The organism is Marisediminitalea aggregata (assembly GCF_900129565.1).
GTDB classification, from domain to species: Bacteria; Pseudomonadota; Gammaproteobacteria; order Enterobacterales; family Alteromonadaceae; genus Alteromonas; species Alteromonas aggregata.
On the sequence record NZ_FQWD01000001.1, the window covers coordinates 146,443 to 168,575 of the forward strand.

Here is a 22,133-nt window from a genome sequence, read left to right on the forward strand (position 1 = left end):
GTAAATTTGTTGTTGTAACGTTAACACTCAATGACAGCGTTGTCATGCATTTTTTATGAATTCTGGCGCGTCTGTCATTTTATTTGTGAGTCAAATGACAGCGTTGTCATTCCTTCTGAGAACAAGGACTTGAGTGATGAAACAACATAGAATAAATACATTAACTCGCGGGCTACGTCTCGCCTTCACCGTCGGAGCAATGGCAGCCACTGCAGTACCTTGCGCAATCGCGCAAGAGGGTGCCGACTCGACAGAAATCATTGAAGTTCGCGGTATCCGCGCCAGCCAGAAAGCCAATATAAATACAAAACGCTTCTCTGACGCGGTCGTTGACGCGATTACTGCGGAAGACATTGGTAAATTCCCCGACAAAAACGTCGCGGAATCTTTATCGCGTATTCCCGGTGTAACCATTGACCGTGACTTTGGTGAAGGTCAGGGCGTGACCATTCGTGGTGTACAGCCAGATCAAAACCTGACGTTGGTAAACGGCCAGGCCGTGGGTACTGCACAGTGGTTCGTGCTGTCAGACGCTACGCGTAACTTCAACTTTGAAATTCTGGCTTCTGAAATGGTCGGCGGTCTTGAAGTGTACAAGTCTTCACAAGCCGACCTGGACGAAGGCGCACTGGGTGGTACTGTTATTCTGCGTACCCGCAAGCCGCTGGACCTGGACGCTAACACCGCACAAATGTCAGTAGAAGCCCAGTACAACGACATTTCTACTGAAACGGATCCATCGCTTTCAGGCCTTTACAGCTGGAAAAACGATGACGGCACGTTTGGTATTTTGGTATCAGGTAGCTATCAGCAACGTACGGTTCACCGTGAAACTAACGAAGATTTTGGTTGGTTTGGTCCGAGTATTCCGCGTATTGACCCACTGATTGAAGCCCCTCAGGGTACCAGCAGCAAAGGCGCTATTCCATGGGGTATGGGTTCAGCATTGTTCAAACAGGATCGTAAACGTCAGGGTATCGACGTAACCGCACAATGGTTGCCGACTGACGATTTGGACATCTCTGTTCACTATCTTTCATCCACCATGGAAGCCGACAACGTCAACTCTAACCTGATTGGTATTCCGTTCCGCGGTATTGCCTACATGGGCGAAGACACCAACAGCGGTACAGTAAGCAACGGCGTAGTGGAGTCTCTGGCAGTCACCGGTTTAGCGCAGCGTCCGGGCTGGGCCCGCCACATGGCTTACGACAATATCTTCCGTGACGGCTCAGAAATGTCGACCGAGTTACTCGACGTAGAAGGTACTTACACACTGGCAAGTGGCCAGCTTCACTTCCAGTTGGGTACCACTACTGGTGAAGGCACAAACCGTGACTTCTTCACTGAATTCTGGGTAACGCCTGACGACGAGCGCGCTAACTTTGACTTCTACAATCCAGGCGGTGCAAACCCGTACATTGATTTCACGACAGCAAGCCCATGGTTAGCGAATCCGGGTGATGAAATGTGGTTAGGCGGTATCTTCGATCAGGTCAACAGCACCAAAGATGAAGAAAACTACCTGCAACTGGACTACTCACACTTTGTTGAGTGGGGTGCCATTACCGAAATCAAAACCGGTTTAAAAGTACGCGACCGCAGTTTTGGTCAGCACCGTTACCGCACCGATTTAGCAAACCTTGCTCCTACTGGCGAAGGCAGCCTGGGCCCGGCAAGTGATTTCTGGTCTGGTGCTATGGTGAACGTAGACCATTCACAAACCAACGGCGTGGCAGCAAGCTACTTCATGCCGGACAAAACCGCTATGTATAATGCACTTTATGCGGTAGCAGAGTGTAACGACAGCAACTCAGACGGCCTGTGCCGCAATTCAGATGTATATCTGAAAGATGCGTCATTTGATATCGAAGAAGACATTACTGCATTGTATGTCATGGCGAAATTCGCGACTGATGGCCTGCGCGGAAACATTGGCTTGCGCTATGTTGAAACCGACTCAACGTCAAAAGGGTTCGATCTGAACAGTGGCGAAGCCGTTGCTTACGACGGTGATTACAACGAGTGGTTGCCCAGCGCAAACATCGCTTACGATCTGTCTGAAGATGTTGTTCTGCGTTTTGCTGCATCACGAGTCATTACTCGCCCGGCGCCGTTCCAATTGGCACCAGCGGTTAACCTCACGCCAGAAACCAGCTCAGGTACAGCGGGTAACCCAGGCCTGAATCCATTAACGGCCAACCAGTTTGAAGCCGGTGTGGAATGGTATTACGACAGTGCGTCACTGGTTTCTTTCACATTATTTAAGAAAGACATCAGCGACTTCATCTTTACCAAAACCGTGGCAAAAGAAATCAACGGCCAGCAAATCAATCAGCTGAGCACGCCTGAAAACGGTGGCACTACAGCCATTGAAGGCTTTGAATTCCAGTTACAGCACGCGTTTGAAAACGGCTTTGGTGGTTACTTCAACTATACCTACACCGACGTAGCAGATGCGGAAATTGATGAAGCCGCCGCTGTGTATGACGATGCAGGTAATATTGTGGGTGCCACCCTGTCTACTCGCACCGTTAGCTTCCCGAACACCTCTAAGAACTCGTTCAACATTGGTGTTTATTATGAAGTAGACGAGTACAGCGCGCGCTTAAACTACAACTACCGCTCAGAGTATTTCATTGCGCAAACCGAGATTGGTCCTCGCTACCGCGACGAACAAGCTCAGTTAGATGCGCAGGTTAGCTGGCAGTACAGTGAAAACCTGACCTTCAAAGCAGAAGCACTCAACCTTACCGATGAAATTTGGGAAAACTACTACGTAAGGGAAAGTGACGGACTGCGCCTTGGCGGCACGCAAAGTGCCAACGGCCGCAGACTGTTTGTGGGCGCGAGCATGAGCTTCTAAGCCCGGCCACCGCTGGTAGCCACCAGCTAATGGGCAGCTTGTCGTATCCCTGATAAGCTGCCCCATCTACACCCATAATTACAACGACACTCTTTTACCTGGCAGTGAGTATGATGAAGAACTATCTGGGATGGCTATTGTGCCTGGCGAGCACACAAGCACTGGCAACCACACAGCCCGAACTCAATCAACTGGGACGCACACTGATTGTGAGTTACCAGGTGCAAAACAACATTGCACAGGTGCCTTGTAGCACCGACATCATGGAAGGCAAGTGTTTCACTGCTCAGCTTACGCTGTCTACACAGGATATTCCGGTAACTCAGGGAACATCACTGTACTTTAGCCATATGTCGCCCATTGCCGATGTTGAAGCCAATAACGCTAACATTACGGTTTCCCATATAAATGGCGACTTGCACCGCATCGATTTTTTGGAAGAGGTAAATACCAACACCTCGATAGCAATCAACATTAAAGCCCCGTTCTGGCATGCCTCGCGCTCCGATGTAATGCCCAATTATTATCTGGTCTCAGGTGAGTTGGAACCCGTGGTTATCGATAGCACCCGACTACAACACAGGACTGACTCACAGTTGCCTGTAGCAGGCCATGCTCTGAGCTGGACAAAGCCAGAGCAATACCGCAGAAACAAAGACGATGCTCTGCCCTTTGAAACTGCACGGTACGACTATGATCAAGCGCCTGCGCAATGGACAGTAGAATCACGCAATCGCGTTATTCCGCAGGTGGTATCGCAGTCAGAGCAATTAGGGTTTGTTAACCTGACAGGTATTCGGCTGCCTCAACAGCTGCCGGCACTATTAGCTTGGCAGCCGTTACTGGCACAATTTGGATTATCCGTCGGTGAGCAAACTGACTTCACGCCTGTTGATGTGCGTATTAACGATAGCGACTTTAACAGCCTGGACGCCTACCGCTTAACAGTCAGCGAAACCGGCATAGCCATTCATGCCGCTTCGGAACATGCTGCGGGTTATGCATTGGTAACCCTGGCGCAATTAGTGGACCCGCAAACCAAGCGTATAAATTACACGCACATTGAAGACGCACCTCGATTTGATTATCGCGGCGTGCACATCGACATCGCCAGGAACTTCAACGGTAAGCAAGTACTTACCACCATTATCGAGCAAATGGCCATTCTCAAGCTCAATAAGCTACACCTTCACATAAGCGACGACGAAGGCTGGCGACTGGAAATTCCGGGTCTACCTGAGTTAACTGACATTGGCGCTTATCGCTGCCATGATCTGAGCGAGCAACAGTGTCTGCTACCACAATTAGGTGGAGGACCACATCGCAACAGCCCCAACAATGGCTACCTGACGATTGCGGATTATCAGCAACTGTTGGTACAGGCAAACAACCTGGGCATCGAAGTTATTCCTTCTTTGGATATGCCCGGACACGTTCGTGCGGCAGTGAAGTCCATGCAGGTTCGGTACAACAAACTGATGGCACAAGGCAAACCCGAACAGGCCCGTATGTACCTGCTCACCGAGCCGGGCGACCCGTCGCAATACCGCTCGATACAGTTCTACAACGACAATACGCTGAATCCGTGCATCGACAGTACCTATCGCTTTTTAGATAAAGTCCTTAACGAACTCAAAGTCATGCATGCCGACGCTGGCGTACCGCTGCGCACTTACCACATGGGCGCAGATGAAACCGCCGGGGCCTGGACCCAATCTCCGGCCTGTTTGGCAAGCGGTGTGGATCAGGACAACCTCACCGGGATGTTCATTGAGCGAGTAGTCAAACTGGGTAATCGCTATGGGCTGACTATGGCAGGCTGGAGCGATGGCATGGACAAAGCATTACCAGCCCTTACCAACAGCCAGATACAAGTAAACGTATGGGACACCCTGTTCTGGGGCGCCACCAAAACCGTGTCGCACTGGCTGCATGCCAAGGTACCCACCGTACTGAGTTTACCCGACGTGCTGTACTTTGATTTTCCGTATCAGAACAACCCGCTGGAGCCGGGTTATTACTGGGCTGCTAAGTCAGTCTCTCTGCGAAAAGTGTTCGAGTTTATGCCAGAAGATATGCATCAAATGGCACAGCTTTGGACTGACAGAATGGGCAAAGCTTATGACGATAAGCCGGTTTCGGGCGACTTCCCCATTGCAGGCATGCAGTCTCAACTTTGGACCGAAGTAACCCGCACGCCTGACAGCGTGGAATACATGCTCTTCCCACGACTACTGGCATTTGCCGAACGCGCCTGGCATCACGCGGACTGGGAGGGCAAGGTGACTCAACCACACTTTGCCAGCGAAGTGAATAACGACTATGCGTCTTTTGCCCATGCCATGGCGACCCGGCATTACCCACGCCTGATAGCCCACGATATCAATGTTCGTGTGCCACCACCGGGCGTGAAGCAAGAAAATGAACAACTGTTTTTACGTGCCCTACTCCCCAACCTGGCACTGGAATACAGCCCGGACGGCGTCCACTGGCACCGTTACTCTGCGCCCCTGCGCAAAGGTGAAGCCATGATGGTCCGAGCCCGGGTACTGCATACCGACAAGACCAGCAGAGTGGTGCAACTAGACTCACCACTAGCACAGTAAATCTTTTGAATTAGTAAGTTTGAACCTCTGTTCAAACCGAGATATTGAGTAAATGTAAGCATGAATAGCGAACTATATTTCATCGGCGTTGACGGCGGCGGCAGCCGCTGCAGGGTCCGCCTTGAATCCGCAGACGGCACCTTGCTGGCAAAGGGCCAGAGCGGCCCGGCTAATGTAATGCGCAGCCTGGACACAGCTTGCGCCTCCATTATGGATGCGACAGCGAAAGCCATTGAGGCCGCACAGCTATCCATCACGACGCAGCAGATTGTATTATGCGCAGGATTAGCTGGCGCCAACATAGCCTCTGCACATCAGGCCTTGATGGCAAAGCAGTTGCCATTCAAACACGTACACCTGATAAGTGACCTTCACGCAGCATGTGCGGGCGCGCATGCAGGACACGACGGCGCGGTGATTGTGTGCGGCACGGGCTCATCGGCCACTCGCTATGCATCTGGCAGCTTTACCGATTTTGGCGGACACGGCTTCCCCATCGGCGATAAAGCCAGTGGTGCCTGGCTTGGGCTACAAGCCGTTAAGCATAGTCTACTGGCCTTTGATGGCCTGGCCCCAAAAGACGCGACATTTAACGCCGTATGCGAGCACCTACAGGCAAACAGCGCTGAAGATATCGTTCGAGAATGTGCAGGATTCAATTCCAACGACTATGCCGCCATCGTGCTGCCTTTGTTACCCCTTTACCGCAAAGGCGACAGTGTTATTCAGGGATTCGTTCAGGATGGGCTAGGTTACCTACAACGACTCGCCGACGAAGTATTGAATACGCCGGATATGGCCCTGTGCCTGATAGGCGGCCTGACAGAACTTTACCACCCCATGTTAAGCAATGCGGTGAAAGACCGTATTCAACCCTGCCAGCTCAGCCCTGAAGAAGGCGCAATTTTACTGGCAAAACAAGCAGGAGATTTTCAATGACCAGTAGTATTATGGCGAAAGAAGCCAGGCAAGCCGCCAGCGCCATTGCCGGCCAGTTAACACACAATCAGGCGATCTGTGAACGCCTTGCAAATACCTTAAAGCAACGCAAACCCGGCATGATCATGATGATTGCCCGCGGGTCTTCCGATCACGCCGGTGTATTCGGTAAGTATCTGTTCGAAGTAGAGCTGGGCTTGCCGGTATGCGCCGCTGCGCCCTCGGTGTCAGGCATTTTCAATAAGCAGCTAAACCTTGCCAATGCACTGGTGATCGTGATTTCGCAGTCGGGCCGTAGCCCGGATATTCTGCGTCAGGCCAAGGATGCCAAAGCTGGCGGAGCCTATACTGTCGCCGTCGTGAATGACGAAACCTCACCACTGGCAGAGCTATGCGACGAAGTGCTACCCGTGCGAGCGGGCGAAGAAAAAGCCGTGGCTGCCACAAAAAGCTATCTGGCCAGCTTGTCTGCATTACTGCAATTATGCGCTGAATGGTCGGGCAATACTGAGCTAAAAGCGTCGCTGAACCAGCTTCCCGAGGCACTTGAAGCCGTGTGCAATGAACCACAGCAAGTAACTCAGGCGCACCTTACCGGCGTGCACAACTGCATCGTGCTTGGCCGGGCGTTCGGTTATGCCATTGCTCGCGAAGTAGCGCTCAAACTCAAGGAAGTATTAGGCATTCACGCCGAGTCCTTCAGCAGTGCTGAATTTATTCACGGCCCGGTTACACTGGCCGAAAAGCCGCTATCTATCATTGATTTAGAGATTGAGGACGAGTCACACTCGTTTCACCGTTCAATGATCGAAGATATTAGCCGCCGACGCGCAAAAGTTGTTAAGCTGGCAAATATCAACAAGGCATTGCACCCCAGATTACTGCCCTTGCTGTTAATGCAGCGCTTTTATCTGGATATCGAGCAAGTGGCCGCCGACATGGGCTTAAACCCCGATGCACCGCCTGGATTAAACAAAGTGACTCAAACGGTATAACCATGAAACTATGTGTTGAACGCGTCATCACCCCGGCTGGCATATTGAATAATGCCGCTATCACCATTGAGCAGGGCGTGATCACGCACATTGATGAAGCGGGCGATTCGCCAGTGACCCCAGGCACGCTGCTACCCGGCTATGTTGATACTCAGGTCAATGGCGGCGGCGGTGTGCTGTTTAACCAGCATCTGGACTACGAAAGCCTGGATGTATTAGCCCGTGCCCATTTGCAATTTGGTACCACGTCATTACTCCCCACACTCATTACTGATTGCGAGCAAGTGATGGCGAAAGCGGGCGATGCAATCGCCGAAGCCATTGACCGTAAACACCCTACCATTGTGGGTGTGCACTACGAAGGGCCCTTTATTCATACAAAGAAAAAGGGCGTGCATGACGCACAATACATTCGCACACCAAAGGACTCTGAGCTGGCTATTCTGACCCGCAAGGATTTAGGCAGAGTACTCGTGACCGTCGCGCCCGACAATGTGCCGTTGAGTTTTATACAGGAATTAACCGCTGAAGGCGTGGTAGTCGCGCTAGGACACAGTAACGCCGCGTTTGAACAGACTCAGGCGGCACTTGATGCCGGAGCGACCGGCTTTACCCATTTATACAATGCCATGTCTGCCCTGCAATCACGCGAGCCGGGTATGGTAGGCGCCGCATTAAATAGCGACGCGTATTGTGGCCTGATAATCGATCATCACCACGTGCACCCGCAAAGTGCGGCGCTCGCGATTAAAGCAAAGGGCCCACAGCACATTATGTTGGTTACCGATGCCATGGCGCATGTAGGTTGCGATCTGAATGAACTGGCCTTTTTTGATACCACCATTACCCGCCACGGCGGCAAGCTCACCACGCCAGACGGCACTCTGGCCGGTTCGTGCCTGGACATGCATCAGGCCGTATTGAATACCCATCGCGATCTTGGCTTTAGTCTGGCAGCGTGCAGCCAAATGGCCAGCCAGACTCCGGCACAGTTTATGTCGTTACAGAATACGCTGGGTAGCATTGCCATTGGTCAGCAAGCTAATTTACTGTTACTGGATAATAACTTAACAATAGACAGCATTTGGCTGCACGGTAAGCCGGTAGCCACAGAACAGGAAGCGACAGCATGACAACACAAACCCTACCGCGCACAGGTATGCAAAGCCTGATGCCCATACTCACAATTGGCTTGCTGTTCTTTATTTTTGGCTTTGTGACCTGGTTAAACGGGGCCCTTATTCCCTTCCTGCAAATGGTCTGTGAACTCAGTGAAATGGAAGCGCTATTCATTGCGTTCTGTTTTTATGTTGCCTACGTGGTAATGGCATTGCCCATGGCAAAGATTCTGGAAGTCACGGGTTATAAGAAAGGCATGTCGCTGGGGCTGGCCATGATTGCCATCGGCTGCCTGTTGTTTGTGCCTGCTGCGCTTAGTAAAACCTTTGCGGTGTTTTTGATTGCCCAGTTTGTTGTAGGTTCCGGCCTCACCATTCTGCAAACCGCGTCTAACCCGTTTATCGTGCACTTGGGGTCACAGGACAGTGCCGCAGCGCGCATTGCCTTTATGGGCTTACTGAACAAATTCGCGGGCGTATTAGCGCCACTGTTATTCACTGCCTTGGTGCTGGGTAACTTCAGCGATGTGAGTCAGGTAAGCCTGGCCCAACTCCCGGAAGCCGAGCGTGCTGCGCAATTAAACGAAATGTCCAGCCAGCTTATTCAGCCATATATTGGCATGGCTATCGCGCTGGGCATTCTGGCCCTGGGGCTGATGCGCGTGAATCTGCCGGATATTCAATTTGAGAGTGATGATAGCAACGACAGCACACAAGCCAGCGGCGTATTGCAATTCCCGCACTTGGTACTGGGCGCCATCACCCTGTTTTGTTACGTGGGCGTTGAGGTGATTGCCGGTGATACTATCGGGTTATATGGCTCGTCACTAGGCGTTGCCAATGCGACATCGCTTACCTCATTTACCATGACCGCCATGGTGGCTGGCTACTTCCTGGGACTATTTTGTATTCCCCGCTTGATTAGCCAATCCAAAGCCATGTTGCTCTCTGGTGTATTGGGACTGGTGTTTACAGTGGGGATCATGCTGGGTTCAGACCAATCCCACAGCATCTCTGCAATTCTGTGGGGCTGGACCGGCATTCAAACCCTGCCTGATACCGTAGCCCTGATCGCCTTACTGGGGCTGGCTAATGCCATGGTTTGGCCTACTGTGTGGCCGCTGGCACTGGCTGATTTAGGCAAATTTACCCCCAAAGGCTCGGCGATTCTGATTATGGGCATCGCCGGCGGTGCTATTCTGCCACTGGTATACGGCGGGTTGTCGGACACACTCGACGCGCAATCGGCTTACGCGGTAATGCTGCCATGCTATGCCTTTATTTGTTATTACGCGCTGGGTGGCCATAAAAAACGTGCCTGGTAGCCTTGTATAGCACTAACATGCTCACACTTCGGCTGGCGATCTCTATTTTCGCCAGCCATTTTAAAACACCTGATTAACAGCGCATTTACACCATTGAAATATAAGACAAATTTTTAATCAATTCTCTTGTAACTGCTAAGCAGACCTTTTAGATTGGACCATTCGGTCTGGTTTTTTTACGTTGCACAGTAGAGTTGTATCCATGCGTTTTGCATCCCTTAGTATCAAACAAAAATTAATTCTTATTCTGGTCATTGCTGTATTGGCATCTACCCTGTTGGTCGGGACAATCCAGCAGTACATTGCCCGGCAGTTGGTTGAGCAAAACATGGAATCCGTGCAGTTGCCCAATATGGTTAAGCAGGTCGCTAACCGGGTCGACAAAGAAGTGACAGTAATGAAGTCTGTTGCCTATTCCATAGCAAACAACCCCGACGTCATTGCTTGGTCTCAGGCTGGTGCAAATCGTGCGGGCGAAACTCAGCTGGTTAACTACCTTGGTCAGTTGAAGGATTTCAACGATCTCACCGTTACCTCTTTCGTCGATCGCCAAACCCATAAATACTGGAATCAGGACGGCTTCCTGCGCGTACTGAAAAATGATGAGTTTGATGGTTGGTTTTTTGCCTACAAAGACAGTGGTCAACCCGTTTCACTAAGCTTGTACAATGAGCCAGGTCAGGGATACCGGTTGTTTGCCAATTACCAACAGGTAAATGGTCGTGGTATGTCGGGTGTAGCCAAATCCGTTGATGATTTAATGGCCGTACTGAACAGCGTAAAAATTGCCGAAAGTGGCTTCATTTTTATGGCCGACGAAAAAGGCACGATCAATGCCCACGCCAATACTAATTTACTGGGTAAATCGCATCTCCGTGACATTACCTCCGGCGCTATTGCCAGCACTTTACTTACCAAGCAAGACTTCAACCTGATACGCGGTGAAGTGGAAGGTGAAGACATGCTGTTCGCTAGCACCTATGTAAAGAGCGCAGGTTGGTATGTGATTGCTCAGGTACCGGTTAGCGAACTGTATACCGAAATGAATAGTGCCAGTGTGTCGATGATCACCTGGTCTATTATCATTGCACTCGGTTTTGCCCTATTGGGTGTTTGGTTCGCCGGCAGTATAAGCAAGCCGCTGGAGAACCTGGCCAGTGTGTTTACACAGTTGGGTAATGGCCAGGGCGACTTAACGACGCGTATTCCACTGCCCGAACAGAAAGAAACCCGCAAACTGGTGGAAGGATTTAATCAGTTTACTGCCAGCCTGCACGGCATTTTGACTAACGTAGCCGCTACCAGCGTTCAGATCCGCCAGTCTGCTGCTCAGGTAGCCGAAAAATCTGCGATGACTGAGTCCAACAGTGAAACACAGCGTGACAGCACCATGCACGTAGCCACCGCGTTGAATCAAATGGGCAGCACCGTAAATGAAATTGCGCAATCAGCTCACGATGCTGCCAGCAGTGCAAATCACAGCGCAAAAGCATCGGCCGATGGACAGGCATTTACTCAGCAAGCTGTTGATAGTATTCACCAGCTAGCCGGGCAAATCAGCAGTGTTACCAGCGTTATCGAGTCATTGGACGCGCATACCGATGACATTGTCAGCATTCTCGAAACCATTCGTGGCATATCAGATCAAACTAACTTGCTTGCGCTAAATGCGGCAATTGAAGCAGCACGCGCAGGTGACCATGGCCGGGGCTTCTCAGTAGTTGCCGATGAGGTACGCACGCTGGCGCAGCGCGCAGCGTCTTCTACCGAAGAAATTCAAAGCAAAATCGACAGTTTTAAGCAAGACTCACAAACCGCGGTAGAACAGATGCGCCTTAGCAATAAACAAACGACGCAAGTGGTTGAGGCCGCGCAACAAATCGACGTTATGCTGAAAGACATCGCCGATGATATTCAAATCATCCATGGCATCAATACCCAGGTCGCCACCGCAACGGATGAGCAAAGCGTGGTTGTAGAAGACATTAATCGCAACATCCACGCAATCAGCGACAACAGCGACAACAACCTGCGCTCTGCCAAGCAAATGGTCGCCACCAGCAAAACCATGGCGGAACTAGCCGAACAACTCGACGACGAAGTGAGTAAGTTTAAGCTGTAAGAGCACGGATAAGTGCTTCGCACTTTCCGGAACGACAACTATGTGGATACAACCACCTCCCCGTCATCCCGGGCTTGTTCCGGGATCTACTCAAACAGGCCGCGATATTTAAACAACCCTGTTTTGTTGCTTTAGATCCCGGATAAGTGCTTCGCACTTTCCGGGACGACGGATGGGGATAAGAACTCCGCACCTTCGGAACGACGGATGGAAATAAATACACCGCACCTTCGGGACGACGACGGTGTAGATACATCCTTTCTCCGTCATCCCGGGTTTGCCCCGGGACCTACTAAAAAAGGCCGCGCTCTCTAAACAGCCCTCTTTCTGTTCTAAGATCCCGGATAAGTGCTTCGCATTTTCCGGGACGACGGATGGGGATAAGAACTCCGCACCTTCGGAACGACGGATGGAGATAAATGCACCGCACCTTCGGGACGACGACGGTGTAGATACATCCTTTCACTGTCATCCCGTGCTTGCCCCAGGACCTACTAAAAAAGGCCGCGCTCTCTAAACAACCCTCTCTGTTACTTTAGATCCCGGATAAGTGCTTCGCACTTTCCGGGACGACGGATGGGAATAAGTGCTTCGCACTTCCCGGGACGACGGATGGGAATAAGTGCTTCGCACTTTCCGGGACGACGAATGGGAATAAGTGCTCCGCACTTTCCGGGACGACGGATGGGAATAAGCGCTCCGCACTTTCCAACGACGACGGATGGGTATAAGCGCTCGGCACCTTCGGGACGACAACTGCGAGGATACAACCTCCTCCCCGTCATCCCGGACTTGTTCCGGGACCTTGGCTTGTTCCGGGACCTTAGCTTGTCCCGGGACTTAACCAAAAAAGCCGCGATATAAAAACAACCCTATTCCGGCCGAATGCTACCTAAAATAATATGCGTAACCGATGACAGTGTGCTTTGAAAAAAGTCCGGGTCATTCAGGTCTTTTCCGGTAACAGCTTTTACCTGTACGCCAAAATCCGCGTAGTGCTGGGTGATAGCCCAAATGCTGAAAATCAGGTGGTATGGATCCACCTCATCCAGTTGCCCTTGATTGATCCAGGCACGAATTACCTTGGCCTTTTCCTCTACCAGTTTACACAGTGGCGATTCCAGCTCATTTAATAGTAGCGGTGCGCCTTGTACCACTTCCATACAGAACAGTTTGGACTCAGCCGGATTGTCTCGCGACATTTCCAACTTCACCTTTATGTAGTTGGTAAGAGTATCAATGGCGTTTTGTTCAACACTGAATTGATGCAGTGGCTTAAGCCACACATCCAGCAAATGCTTAATAACATCCAGGTACAGCTGTTCCTTGCTGGAGAAGTAATAAAGCAGGTTGGTTTTAGACACTTTGGCCTTAGCGGCAATTTGTTCGACGCTGGTGCCGTTTACACCGTGTTGAGAGAACAAGGCCAGTGCGGCCTTCATAACGCGTTCGCGTTTGTCTTGTAGTGCTTTTTCCCGTCGCTTTTGCGTGGACGGTCTGAACACACGTGCCGGCTTTTGAGGTGCCGCTGGCTGGTCGGCAGAAGAAGACTTCATCAGTACATACATTCCTTTAATTGTGCTGCATGTCAATTCTACACGATGCTGCGCATTGCACCAGTTGAGTACAAGATAAACAATTCAACGCTCCAAATTGGACCAAAAGGTCCACTTTCAAACACACAAATATCACAAACCATTGATTAATAACAACAATAATAGTTGGCCTACTTTATGCTGAATACTATTTGAACGGCCTTGCGGTAACGCAAGCCGTTTATCCGTAAATAAAAAAGCATCTAACGACATTTTATTAAAAAGGGAGAAGTAATATGGATATCGGCGTATTTATTCCTATTGGCAACAATGGCTGGCTTATTTCCAAAACATCACCCCAGTACAAACCGAGCTTTGATTTAAACAAAGAAATCGTTCTGAAGGCCGAGGCCTACGGGTTAGATTTTGCGTTATCCATGATCAAGTTTAGGGGCTTTGGTGGTGAAACCGAGTTTTGGGATTACAACCTTGAATCTTTCACGCTGATGGCGGGTCTTGCCGCGGTTACTTCTAAAATTCAACTCTACGCCACAGCCGCTACCCTGGTGTTACCACCGGCGGTCATGGCCAGAATGGCGACTACTATCGATTCCATTTCAAACGGACGATTTGGTGTCAATCTGGTTACTGGCTGGCAGCGCCCTGAATATTCTCAAATGGGCATGTGGCCAGGCGATCAGTTCTTTGGCAACCGTTACGAATACCTTGAAGAGTACATTACGGTGGTCAAAGAGCTGTGGGAAACCGGGCAAAGTGATTTCAAAGGCGAGCATTTTCAAATGGATGATTGCCGCATGTTACCGAAGCCACAGCGCCCGATCCCGATTATCTGTGCCGGGCAAAGTGCAGCAGGTATGGCATTTTCCGCCAAGCATGCCGACTACAACTTTTGCTTTGGCAAGGGGGTCAATACCCCAACCGCCTTTGCGCCAACGGCTGAACGATTAATTGAAGCGGCAGCCAAAGAGGAACGCAAAGTCGATTCCGCTGTACTTATTATGGTGATCGCCGATGAAACAGACGAAAAGGCCATGGCGAAGTGGGAATTATATAAAGAGGGTAAGGACCAAAGTGCGCTGGACTGGATGGCAGAACAAGGCGCAGCAGACAAAACCTCAGGTAAAGATACTAACGTCAGAGACATGACCAACCCCACTTCAGCAGTCAACCTGAACATGGGTACTTTGGTAGGGTCGTATGCTTCCGTTGCTGCCATGTTAGATGAGATTGCCACCGTACCAGGGTGTGGCGGTGTCTTACTGACTTTCGATGATTTCTTAATAGGCATGGATGACTTTGGCACCAAAATTCAGCCATTAATGAAGTCAAGACAGCACGTTACCGCCACACCGGGAGCGGCATAATGGTAACGACTGCGCCGATTGAAATATCAGGCTATTTTGCTGCAGATGAGGGTGATAAGGCGGCGCCTGTTCTTAATGCCAAGCCAGAGCCGCTGTTGCTGGATCCGGCGAATACCGCCGTGATTGTGGTGGATTTGCAAAATGCCTATGCCAGTAAAATGGGCTATCTGGACAAAGCGGGCTTTGATGTATCAACCACAGAACCTGTGATTGCAAATACGCTTAAAGTCCTTAACACCGCCCGTGCCGTTGGTATGCCGGTGGTGTTCTTTCAGAATGGTTGGGATCCTGAGTACAAGGAAGCAGGCGGGCCGGGCTCTCCCAACTGGTATAAATCCAACGCGCTAAAAACCATGCGTAAGAATCCAGAACTCATGGGTTCACTGTTGGCGAAGGGTACCTGGGATTACGACCTGGTGGATGAGTTAACCCCTCAAGCTGGTGATATTGTGATCCCGAAAACCCGCTACAGCGGCTTTTACAATACGAATCTCGACAGCATGTTGCGCAGTCGCGGTATTCGCAATCTGGTATTCACCGGTATTGCTACCAACGTGTGTGTTGAATCCACCTTAAGAGATGGGTTCTTTCTGGAATATTTTGGTGTGGTGCTGGCAGATGCCACTCACCAGGCCGGTCCACCAGAGATTCAAACTGCGTCACTTTATAACATTGAAACGTTTTTTGGCTGGGTGTCTCAAACCAGCGATTTCTGTCACTTATTTGCCGAGCAAGCATAGTTAACACCAAGGAAACAGGTCATGAGTAAAAAAGCCATTATTCCTGCGGGAACCAGTACCCCCATTGCGCCTTTTGTACCCGGTTCGATGGCAGACAATATTCTGTATGTATCGGGCACGTTGCCCTTTGATGAGAACAACGATGTTGTGCACGTAGGCGATGCCGCTGCACAAACCCGGCATGTTCTGGAAACCATCAAAAGTGTGGTAGAGGAAGCCGGTGGCACCATGGACGACATTACCTTTAACTCCATTTTCATTACCGACTGGGATAACTACAAAGCCGTGAATGAAGTTTACGCGTCGTATTTCCCTGGCGAAAAACCTGCGCGTTACTGCATTAAGGTTGAACTGGTGAAGCCAGATGCCTTAATCGAAATAGCCAGCGTTGCCCATATCGGATAAGCGTCTATGCACTATGAATGGCATGGCAGCCAGTTAGACTCAGCGCCTGTTTTGGTATTTTCTTCCGGTCTGGGCGGCTCAGCACATTTCTGGAAAGGACAATTGGCCGCGCTAGGTAAAGACTACCGCATATTACTTTACGATCACGCAGGCACAGGGCGCAGTCCGGCTAAGCTTCCCGATAATTACAGTATTGAGCATATGGCCGATGAGCTATTGACCCTGTTAGCATCATTGTCAGTTACCCGGTGTGATTTTGTCGGCCATGCGCTGGGCGGTTTGGTTGGGATGGCGCTCGCAAAAAACCAACCAGCATTAATAAACAACCTGGTCGTGGTGAACGCCTGGTCGCAGCCCAACCCGCATACTCTGAGATGCTTCGCTATTCGTAAGGCTTTGCTAGCGAACTGTGAGCCGCAGATGTTTTTGCAAATGCAGGCGCTGATCCTGTATCCACCGGATTACATTACCCGCCATATCACCGAGCTTGGGCAGGAGGAAGCTCACATGCTGGCACACTTCCCAAATCAGCCGAATTTACTCAAACGCATTGAGGCGTTGAGTCAGTTTGATATCGACGCCTCGCTGGGACAAATACAAACGCGTACGCTGGTTTATGCCAACAAAGACGATGTATTAGTGCCTTGGCAGCAGTCACTTAATCTGGCAAATAAGTTGCCCAACGCACAGCTTCAAGCGTTTGATTATGGCGGCCACGCGTCCTCAGTCACTACGCCAGATACCTTTAACGACACACTTCTCACGTTTTTATCTACCCAACAACAAGCCGCACAGGCTGTGTAAAAGGATTAATTCACTATGGCAACTTCCGTTAGCAATGAGGCTCTTGCACAGATATTTACCGAAGCGCATACGCATACCACCTGGCAGGACAAGCCCGTCCCCGACACGCTAATTAAACAACTTTATGAACTCACGAAGTTCGGCCCAACGTCAGCAAACTGCTGCCCCGCCCGCTTTGTGTTTGTTACATCACAGGAAGGCAAAGAAAAGCTCAAGCCGTGTTTGTCGAGCGGTAATCTTGAACAAACTATGACCGCGCCCTGCACGGTTATCGTGGCATTCGACGCAGAGTTTTACGAACAACTGCCCACGCTGTTTCCCTACGCCGATGCACGAAGCTGGTTTACATCCAGCCCGGAAGCCGCCTATGAGACTGCCATGCGCAACGGCTCGTTACAGGGAGCATATCTGATGTACGCCGCCAGAGCACTTGGACTCGATACCGGCGCGATGTCGGGCTTTAACCCCACATTGCTGAATGAGACCTTTTTCGCCGACAGCACATGGAAGGTCAATTTTCTCCTGAACATAGGGTATGGGGACGGAAAAAAAGTCCATAAGCGTTTACCACGCCTGTCATTCGACGAGGCCTGTCAGGTGCGCTAAGCCTGCACAATCATTTTTCATCATCACAAGGAATTCGCCATGACCACTACCGTAATGGAAAGTACTTCACTCTCAATGTCAGATGGCGTTACGCCGGAGATGTTTCGCCAGGGTATGACCAACCTGGCCGGCGCCGTAAACATCGTCACGACACCTGGTCTCAACGACGGCGTGGGCCAGGCGGGTTTTACCGCAACTGCGGTATGCAGCGTTAGCGACAGCCCGGCAACACTGCTGGTTTGTCTTAATCGCAGCGCCTCGGTACACGAAGTGTTTAAACACAGTAAGTACCTGGCCATCAATACGCTGCGCGAAGACCAGCAGGACTTGTCGAACATCTTTGGCGGTAAAGCAGCAATGGTCGACCGCTTTGGACAGGGTCACTGGCAAACCTTACTTACCGGTTCACCTGTGCTATCAGACGCGGCAGTGTCTTTCGACTGTATTATCACCGACCGTAAAAGCGTCGCGACACATGACGTACTGTTTTGTGAAGTACTGGCTATTAAGCAAGCTGCAGAGGCAGGCGCGTTGTTATACCACCAGCGTGGCTATCGCCAACTGTCAGCTCAGGTTTAAACATGCCGGATATGTGTAGGAAAAAGACAGAAATGGACGTAATAGGACACTTTATAAACGGTGAGCTGTGTACCCCTGAAAGCCGCACTCAGCCAGTGTACAACCCTTCAACGGGCGAGGCTGTCAAACAGGTATTGCTCGCCTCCGACACTACCGTAAAAGCAGCGATCAGCAGCGCGCAAGCGGCGTATCCTGCCTGGCGCAATACGCCGGTAAACAAGCGGGCTCAGGTCATGTTCCGCTTCAAAGCCCTTCTGGAAGCCCATGCCGATACGATTATTAAACTGATTGGCGAAGAGCACGGCAAGATCAGTCATGATGCCGCGGGTGAGTTACAACGCGGCATAGAAAATGTCGAGTTTGCCTGTGCTGCCCCACAAATGCTGAAAGGCGAATACAGCAAAGGCGTAGGCCCCGGCATTGATGCCTGGAGCGAGTTTCAGCCACTAGGCGTAGTGGCCGGCATCACCCCGTTTAATTTCCCCGCCATGGTCCCCCTGTGGATGTTTCCGCTTGCCATTGCCTGCGGCAATACATTCGTACTAAAGCCGTCAGAACGCGATCCCAGCTGTGCACTTTATATGGCAAAATTACTGCAGGAAGCCGGATTACCCGATGGCGTCTTCAATGTGGTTAATGGCGACAAAACCGCAGTAGACACCCTGCTCACAGACCAGAACGTGCAGGCAGTCAGTTTTGTTGGCTCAACGTCGATTGCCGAATATATCTATACTACCGCCAATGCCAACGGCAAGCGCTGTCAGGCGTTGGGTGGCGCTAAAAACCACGCCATCGTGATGCCTGACGCCGACCTGGACAATGCCGTAAACCAACTATTAGGCGCAGCTTTCGGCTCTTCTGGTGAACGTTGTATGGCATTGTCAGTAGTGGTAGCAGTTGGCAATACGGTAGCAGAACAACTGGTTGAAAAGCTGAAAGTTGCCATGCAAGACCTTCGGGTTGGCAGCTACGAACACGACACAAACCATTTTGGCCCACTGATCACTCAGACGCATAAAGCGAAGGTAGAAGACTACATCACCAGCGCACAACAACAGGGCGCAGATATTGTCGTAGATGGCAGAAACCCGCAGGTTCCCGATTACCCCAATGGCTTTTACGTTGGCGCCACGCTAATCGACAAAGTGACTGCCAGTATGGACAGCTACCAGGCAGAGATTTTTGGCCCGGTGATGCAGGTACTTCGCGTTGAGACAATGCAACAGGCTATGGACTTAATAGACGAGCATGAATACGGTAACGGCACCTGCATATTCACCCGCGATGGCGAAGCGGCCCGGTATTTTTCCGACCATATTCAGGTGGGTATGGTAGGCATAAACGTTCCGTTGCCCGTGCCCGTTGCCTACCATAGCTTTGGCGGCTGGAAGCGCTCATTGTTTGGTGACCTGCATGCCTATGGCCCAGACGGCGTAAAGTTTTACACCAAACGAAAAACAATTACTCAGCGCTGGCCCTCAACTGGCGTCAGAGAAGGTGTGAGCTTTGCGTTCCCAAGCTAATACTGCATTGCAAAAGCGCAGGCGAACCCGTGTCGCCTGACTGCTTTAGCCAATAGCCTTATACCAATCCGTATAGAATATTGCCCTAGCAGAGTGAGTCAAATCGACTTAGATCACGACGCGGTTACTGAGGCATAGTCACTCTACGTCCAGTAACCGCAACACAGAGCTAAGTCGATTTGGCCACTCCCTTCGGGCGAGGCTGACAGGCTTTCTGCCTTCGTTACATTTGCTTGATTTAGCACCACTAAACCTGCGCAAATAAGCCTCGCCATAAAACCTGTCAGTCTCGCTGATAGGGTAATATTCTATGCGGATTGGTATTAATACGAGCCGCTCTGTTCTGCGATGTCTGCTATATCCCAATCCTGCAAAACACCGTCAGATGTAACAGTGCGCAACCTTGCAGGGTTGGTAAAACGCATGTCCAAAACAGTTGAGCCAAAGCCCTGAGCTTCAGCCCACCACTGTGCAATGGGATTACCTTCCGGGAGCTGCCAGATAATCATCTCAGTCTTTGGCGATGAGGTAATCAACCACGGATTAACAGGGGCAAAGCGCGCTACACGGAACCATTGAAATCGCTCCCAATACGCCAGCTCACTGATAATTTCGTTGTACTGACTTTGCCAGATTACTTGCGTTTCCAGCGCGTCAGAAACAAAGACGTTGTTATCCCGTCCCACTTCCAGACTGGTAACACGATGCGGCACAGTGAGCGTTTGTTCTGGCGCTTTTTTTTGCTTGTCCCACCTGACAACCAGGCCATCATTGCCCGCACTGTATAGCTCACCATCTGGCGACACGATTAACTTCACAACATCAGCATCGTGTTGATGAGCGAGGTGATACTCATCGCTGCGGGTATCTGCAAACAGGATGTCGCCCCCACTGGTGCCTATCACAAACGAATGAGGAGCCAGAATAAAGCGCAGCGAGGTGATGCTGGCGTCGCCTAGTTGAGCAGACAGATCCAAAGATCCTGCGGGCTCAGCACTCGTGGCATCCCAAATCTGAACGACGGTGCGCGTCGCCGACAACAGGTATCGAGCAGACTCATCCATATGCATCATTGAGGTATCAGGCAAGACATCCGGCGCGTGCCAGTCAACAAGCCGCTTTTGCGTATCGTTATCCCAAACAGCGAGCCGTCCTTGGGGGAACAACAGCGCTGTATGCTGTCCCTGCTTCGACAGCGCTGCAGACAGAATGAATGAGTCGGTGATTTGCCATCGCCCGATATCGTTAACGGGCTCAGGCTCAGGGGTACAGGCAACGCACTGAACCGATACCAGCAAAACGGCTAAACGAAGATATCTGTCCAAGGTTATGGCCCACACTGAGAAAACCCAGACCATACCGTTTTTTTACAAACGCGCCAACAGATACGTTTGGTTACACAAACCTGAAGCGGAACAGTGCGTTACTTCGGCGAAACTTGGTACACTTTGCCGTGAAAAACAGAAAGGACAACCTTGTGTACCGAGCTTTATTACTTCTGGGTCTGACCATGCTGGCCGGCTGTGCGGTTAAAAACCAGGTGAACGTTATTGCCCCCGAATCTTCCCTGCTGGTGTATGCCGATGTTGAAGGGTATGAAGACAGATTCCAGAATATTTACGCTAAATTCTCTGATTATCCGGTAACGTGCAGCGAAAATTGCTATCCAGCTTCGCCACTCATTGAATGCGATTCGCCAATGCAGGATTGCCTGTACACCGGTGAAAAACGCGACGTCACCACGGACGCTGGCTTTAGTGTTACCTGGTTAGGCCATGCAAGCTTCTACGTTCAGACTGCCGCAGGGCAACGCTTTTTGATTGACCCGGTATTTGACCAGTTTGACTGGCCGGTAGACTGGGCCTTCAGATTGTCTGATGGCTTTTTCCGCAATAAACCAGCACCACTGCCAATAGAGGCGTCGACGCCTGTTGATGCCGTTATGTACTCGCACATTCATTACGATCATTTCAACAAGCGCGACATTGGCAAAATAGGCACCGCACCGGACTATTTAGTGCCAATGGGCTTCGCTGAACACTTTGCTCAACAAGGTTATGCAATTAACGAAATGGCCTGGTACGCCAATAAACAGATTGGTGACACCACCGTTCACTTTGTGCCAGCCCATCACTTCAGCAACCGAATTTGGGTGCCCTATATTTACGAAGACAACAACAAGTCTTTGTGGGGTGGCTGGGTATTAGAAAACAAGGGAAAGACGTTATTTTTTGCAGGTGATACCGGGTATTCCCCGCATTTTAAAGATATCGCCAAGCGGTTCGGACCAATAGACGTTTGCCTGCTGCCCATTGCCTCTTACTTTAGCGAAGAGTCACCAAAGTTCTACCGTAAAGTCCACACAACGCCAGAAGATGCGCTGGTTGCAGCAAAAGAATTGGGATGTAAGGCAATGGTGCCATGGGGATACGGCAATGCCAGCTGGCGAATGGGCGACAAAACGTCACATTCAGCGTTGTTCCGGCTGTTACATATGTACGAGGAACTCAATGCAGACGTGCCGCTTCATGTTCTGAATGAAGGGGATACCATCGCGTTTTAATGTTTAGCCCCTGTATTTAATA

The 22,133-nt window shown here is 50.7% G+C and carries 17 protein-coding genes; 15 read left to right on the top strand and 2 right to left on the bottom strand.

All coding sequences use genetic code 11. The features are described 5' to 3' along the window. The first annotated feature begins 136 nt into the window (after nucleotides 1–136). The 7 genes from BUB81_RS00650 to BUB81_RS00680 all read left to right on the top strand — a co-directional run bounded on the left by BUB81_RS00650 (nucleotide 137) and on the right by BUB81_RS00680 (nucleotide 11,971). On the top strand, nucleotides 137–2,866 hold the full coding sequence (locus tag BUB81_RS00650) for a TonB-dependent receptor (protein ID WP_073316789.1): 2,730 nt from the start codon (nucleotides 137–139) through the stop codon (nucleotides 2,864–2,866). A 110-nt stretch (nucleotides 2,867–2,976) separates the two neighbouring features. Further along, nucleotides 2,977–5,472: a family 20 glycosylhydrolase gene (locus BUB81_RS00655; protein WP_073316791.1), complete on the top strand. Its 2,496-nt coding sequence runs from the start codon at nucleotides 2,977–2,979 to the stop codon at nucleotides 5,470–5,472. A gap of 60 nt (nucleotides 5,473–5,532) precedes the next feature. Beyond that, a complete protein-coding gene (locus tag BUB81_RS00660) occupies nucleotides 5,533–6,411 on the top strand; it encodes a glucosamine kinase nucleotide-binding domain-containing protein (protein ID WP_073316793.1) in 879 nt (292 codons plus the stop codon). Continuing rightward, nucleotides 6,408–7,406: a glucosamine-6-phosphate deaminase NagB-II gene (gene nagB-II, locus BUB81_RS00665; RefSeq protein ID WP_073316795.1), complete on the top strand. Its 999-nt coding sequence runs from the start codon at nucleotides 6,408–6,410 to the stop codon at nucleotides 7,404–7,406. Before BUB81_RS00660 ends, nagB-II begins: the two co-directional genes overlap by 4 nt. A gap of 2 nt (nucleotides 7,407–7,408) precedes the next feature. Further along, nucleotides 7,409–8,539 (top strand): N-acetylglucosamine-6-phosphate deacetylase, encoded by a 1,131-nt coding sequence (gene nagA, locus BUB81_RS00670; protein WP_073316797.1) that lies wholly within the window; start codon nucleotides 7,409–7,411, stop codon nucleotides 8,537–8,539. Further along, on the top strand, nucleotides 8,536–9,849 hold the full coding sequence (locus BUB81_RS00675; protein ID WP_073316799.1) for a sugar MFS transporter: 1,314 nt from the start codon (nucleotides 8,536–8,538) through the stop codon (nucleotides 9,847–9,849). The genes nagA and BUB81_RS00675 overlap by 4 nt, the downstream gene beginning before the upstream one ends. A gap of 202 nt (nucleotides 9,850–10,051) precedes the next feature. Then, nucleotides 10,052–11,971: a methyl-accepting chemotaxis protein gene (locus tag BUB81_RS00680; RefSeq protein WP_073316802.1), complete on the top strand. Its 1,920-nt coding sequence runs from the start codon at nucleotides 10,052–10,054 to the stop codon at nucleotides 11,969–11,971. Nucleotides 11,972–12,843: 872 nt separating this feature from the next. Here the strand turns inward: BUB81_RS00680 and rutR are convergent. Next, nucleotides 12,844–13,527, bottom strand: a complete 684-nt coding sequence (gene rutR / locus BUB81_RS00685) for an HTH-type transcriptional regulator RutR (protein ID WP_073316804.1) — start codon at nucleotides 13,525–13,527, stop codon at nucleotides 12,844–12,846. A gap of 275 nt (nucleotides 13,528–13,802) precedes the next feature. Between rutR and rutA the strand changes: the two genes are divergently transcribed. From rutA to BUB81_RS00720, 7 genes are read left to right on the top strand one after another with little or no spacing between them, the layout of a single operon-like run. Next, nucleotides 13,803–14,891, top strand: coding sequence for a pyrimidine utilization protein A (gene rutA, locus BUB81_RS00690; RefSeq protein WP_073316805.1), 1,089 nt, complete (start codon nucleotides 13,803–13,805; stop codon nucleotides 14,889–14,891). Beyond that, nucleotides 14,891–15,631 (top strand): pyrimidine utilization protein B, encoded by a 741-nt coding sequence (rutB, locus tag BUB81_RS00695; protein WP_073316807.1) that lies wholly within the window; start codon nucleotides 14,891–14,893, stop codon nucleotides 15,629–15,631. Before rutA ends, rutB begins: the two co-directional genes overlap by 1 nt. Before the next feature lie 21 nt (nucleotides 15,632–15,652). Beyond that, nucleotides 15,653–16,036 (top strand): pyrimidine utilization protein C, encoded by a 384-nt coding sequence (gene rutC / locus BUB81_RS00700; protein ID WP_073316809.1) that lies wholly within the window; start codon nucleotides 15,653–15,655, stop codon nucleotides 16,034–16,036. A gap of 6 nt (nucleotides 16,037–16,042) precedes the next feature. Beyond that, nucleotides 16,043–16,840 carry a pyrimidine utilization protein D gene (gene rutD, locus BUB81_RS00705; RefSeq protein ID WP_073316811.1) on the top strand — a complete coding sequence of 266 codons (798 nt, stop codon included), beginning with the start codon at nucleotides 16,043–16,045 and terminating at the stop codon, nucleotides 16,838–16,840. Nucleotides 16,841–16,855: 15 nt separating this feature from the next. Next, nucleotides 16,856–17,446 (top strand): malonic semialdehyde reductase, encoded by a 591-nt coding sequence (locus BUB81_RS00710; protein WP_073316813.1) that lies wholly within the window; start codon nucleotides 16,856–16,858, stop codon nucleotides 17,444–17,446. 39 nt (nucleotides 17,447–17,485) lie between these two features. After that, a complete protein-coding gene (locus BUB81_RS00715; protein WP_073316816.1) occupies nucleotides 17,486–18,025 on the top strand; it encodes a flavin reductase in 540 nt (179 codons plus the stop codon). Between the two features lie 32 nt (nucleotides 18,026–18,057). Beyond that, entirely contained in the window at nucleotides 18,058–19,548 is a 1,491-nt protein-coding gene (locus BUB81_RS00720) for a CoA-acylating methylmalonate-semialdehyde dehydrogenase (protein ID WP_073316818.1), read from the top strand. A 323-nt stretch (nucleotides 19,549–19,871) separates the two neighbouring features. Here BUB81_RS00720 and BUB81_RS00725 read toward each other — a convergent pair whose 3' ends face one another. Next, nucleotides 19,872–20,873: a WD40 repeat domain-containing protein gene (locus tag BUB81_RS00725; protein WP_139241462.1), complete on the bottom strand. Its 1,002-nt coding sequence runs from the start codon at nucleotides 20,871–20,873 to the stop codon at nucleotides 19,872–19,874. A 185-nt stretch (nucleotides 20,874–21,058) separates the two neighbouring features. Here BUB81_RS00725 and BUB81_RS00730 point away from each other — a divergent pair, with 185 nt between their 5' ends. After that, nucleotides 21,059–22,111 carry an MBL fold metallo-hydrolase gene (locus BUB81_RS00730; RefSeq protein ID WP_073318563.1) on the top strand — a complete coding sequence of 351 codons (1,053 nt, stop codon included), beginning with the start codon at nucleotides 21,059–21,061 and terminating at the stop codon, nucleotides 22,109–22,111. Nucleotides 22,112–22,133 lie beyond the last annotated feature (22 nt).

Bases quoted from the DNA above. Each gene is read 5' to 3' on its own strand.
- nagA (WP_073316797.1), top strand. From the start codon at position 7,409: ATGAAACTATGTGTTGAACGCGTCATCACCCCGGCTGGCATATTGAAT.
- BUB81_RS00675 (WP_073316799.1), top strand. From the start codon at position 8,536: ATGACAACACAAACCCTACCGCGCACAGGTATGCAAAGCCTGATGCCC.
- BUB81_RS00655 (WP_073316791.1), top strand. From the start codon at position 2,977: ATGATGAAGAACTATCTGGGATGGCTATTGTGCCTGGCGAGCACACAA.
- BUB81_RS00660 (WP_073316793.1), top strand. From the start codon at position 5,533: ATGAATAGCGAACTATATTTCATCGGCGTTGACGGCGGCGGCAGCCGC.
- BUB81_RS00710 (WP_073316813.1), top strand. From the start codon at position 16,856: ATGGCAACTTCCGTTAGCAATGAGGCTCTTGCACAGATATTTACCGAA.
- BUB81_RS00730 (WP_073318563.1), top strand. From the start codon at position 21,059: ATGCTGGCCGGCTGTGCGGTTAAAAACCAGGTGAACGTTATTGCCCCC.
- nagB-II (WP_073316795.1), top strand. From the start codon at position 6,408: ATGACCAGTAGTATTATGGCGAAAGAAGCCAGGCAAGCCGCCAGCGCC.
- rutR (WP_073316804.1), bottom strand. From the start codon at position 13,527: ATGAAGTCTTCTTCTGCCGACCAGCCAGCGGCACCTCAAAAGCCGGCA.
- rutD (WP_073316811.1), top strand. From the start codon at position 16,043: ATGCACTATGAATGGCATGGCAGCCAGTTAGACTCAGCGCCTGTTTTG.
- rutA (WP_073316805.1), top strand. From the start codon at position 13,803: ATGGATATCGGCGTATTTATTCCTATTGGCAACAATGGCTGGCTTATT.
- BUB81_RS00720 (WP_073316818.1), top strand. From the start codon at position 18,058: ATGGACGTAATAGGACACTTTATAAACGGTGAGCTGTGTACCCCTGAA.
- BUB81_RS00680 (WP_073316802.1), top strand. From the start codon at position 10,052: ATGCGTTTTGCATCCCTTAGTATCAAACAAAAATTAATTCTTATTCTG.
- BUB81_RS00650 (WP_073316789.1), top strand. From the start codon at position 137: ATGAAACAACATAGAATAAATACATTAACTCGCGGGCTACGTCTCGCC.
- rutC (WP_073316809.1), top strand. From the start codon at position 15,653: ATGAGTAAAAAAGCCATTATTCCTGCGGGAACCAGTACCCCCATTGCG.
- rutB (WP_073316807.1), top strand. From the start codon at position 14,891: ATGGTAACGACTGCGCCGATTGAAATATCAGGCTATTTTGCTGCAGAT.
- BUB81_RS00715 (WP_073316816.1), top strand. From the start codon at position 17,486: ATGACCACTACCGTAATGGAAAGTACTTCACTCTCAATGTCAGATGGC.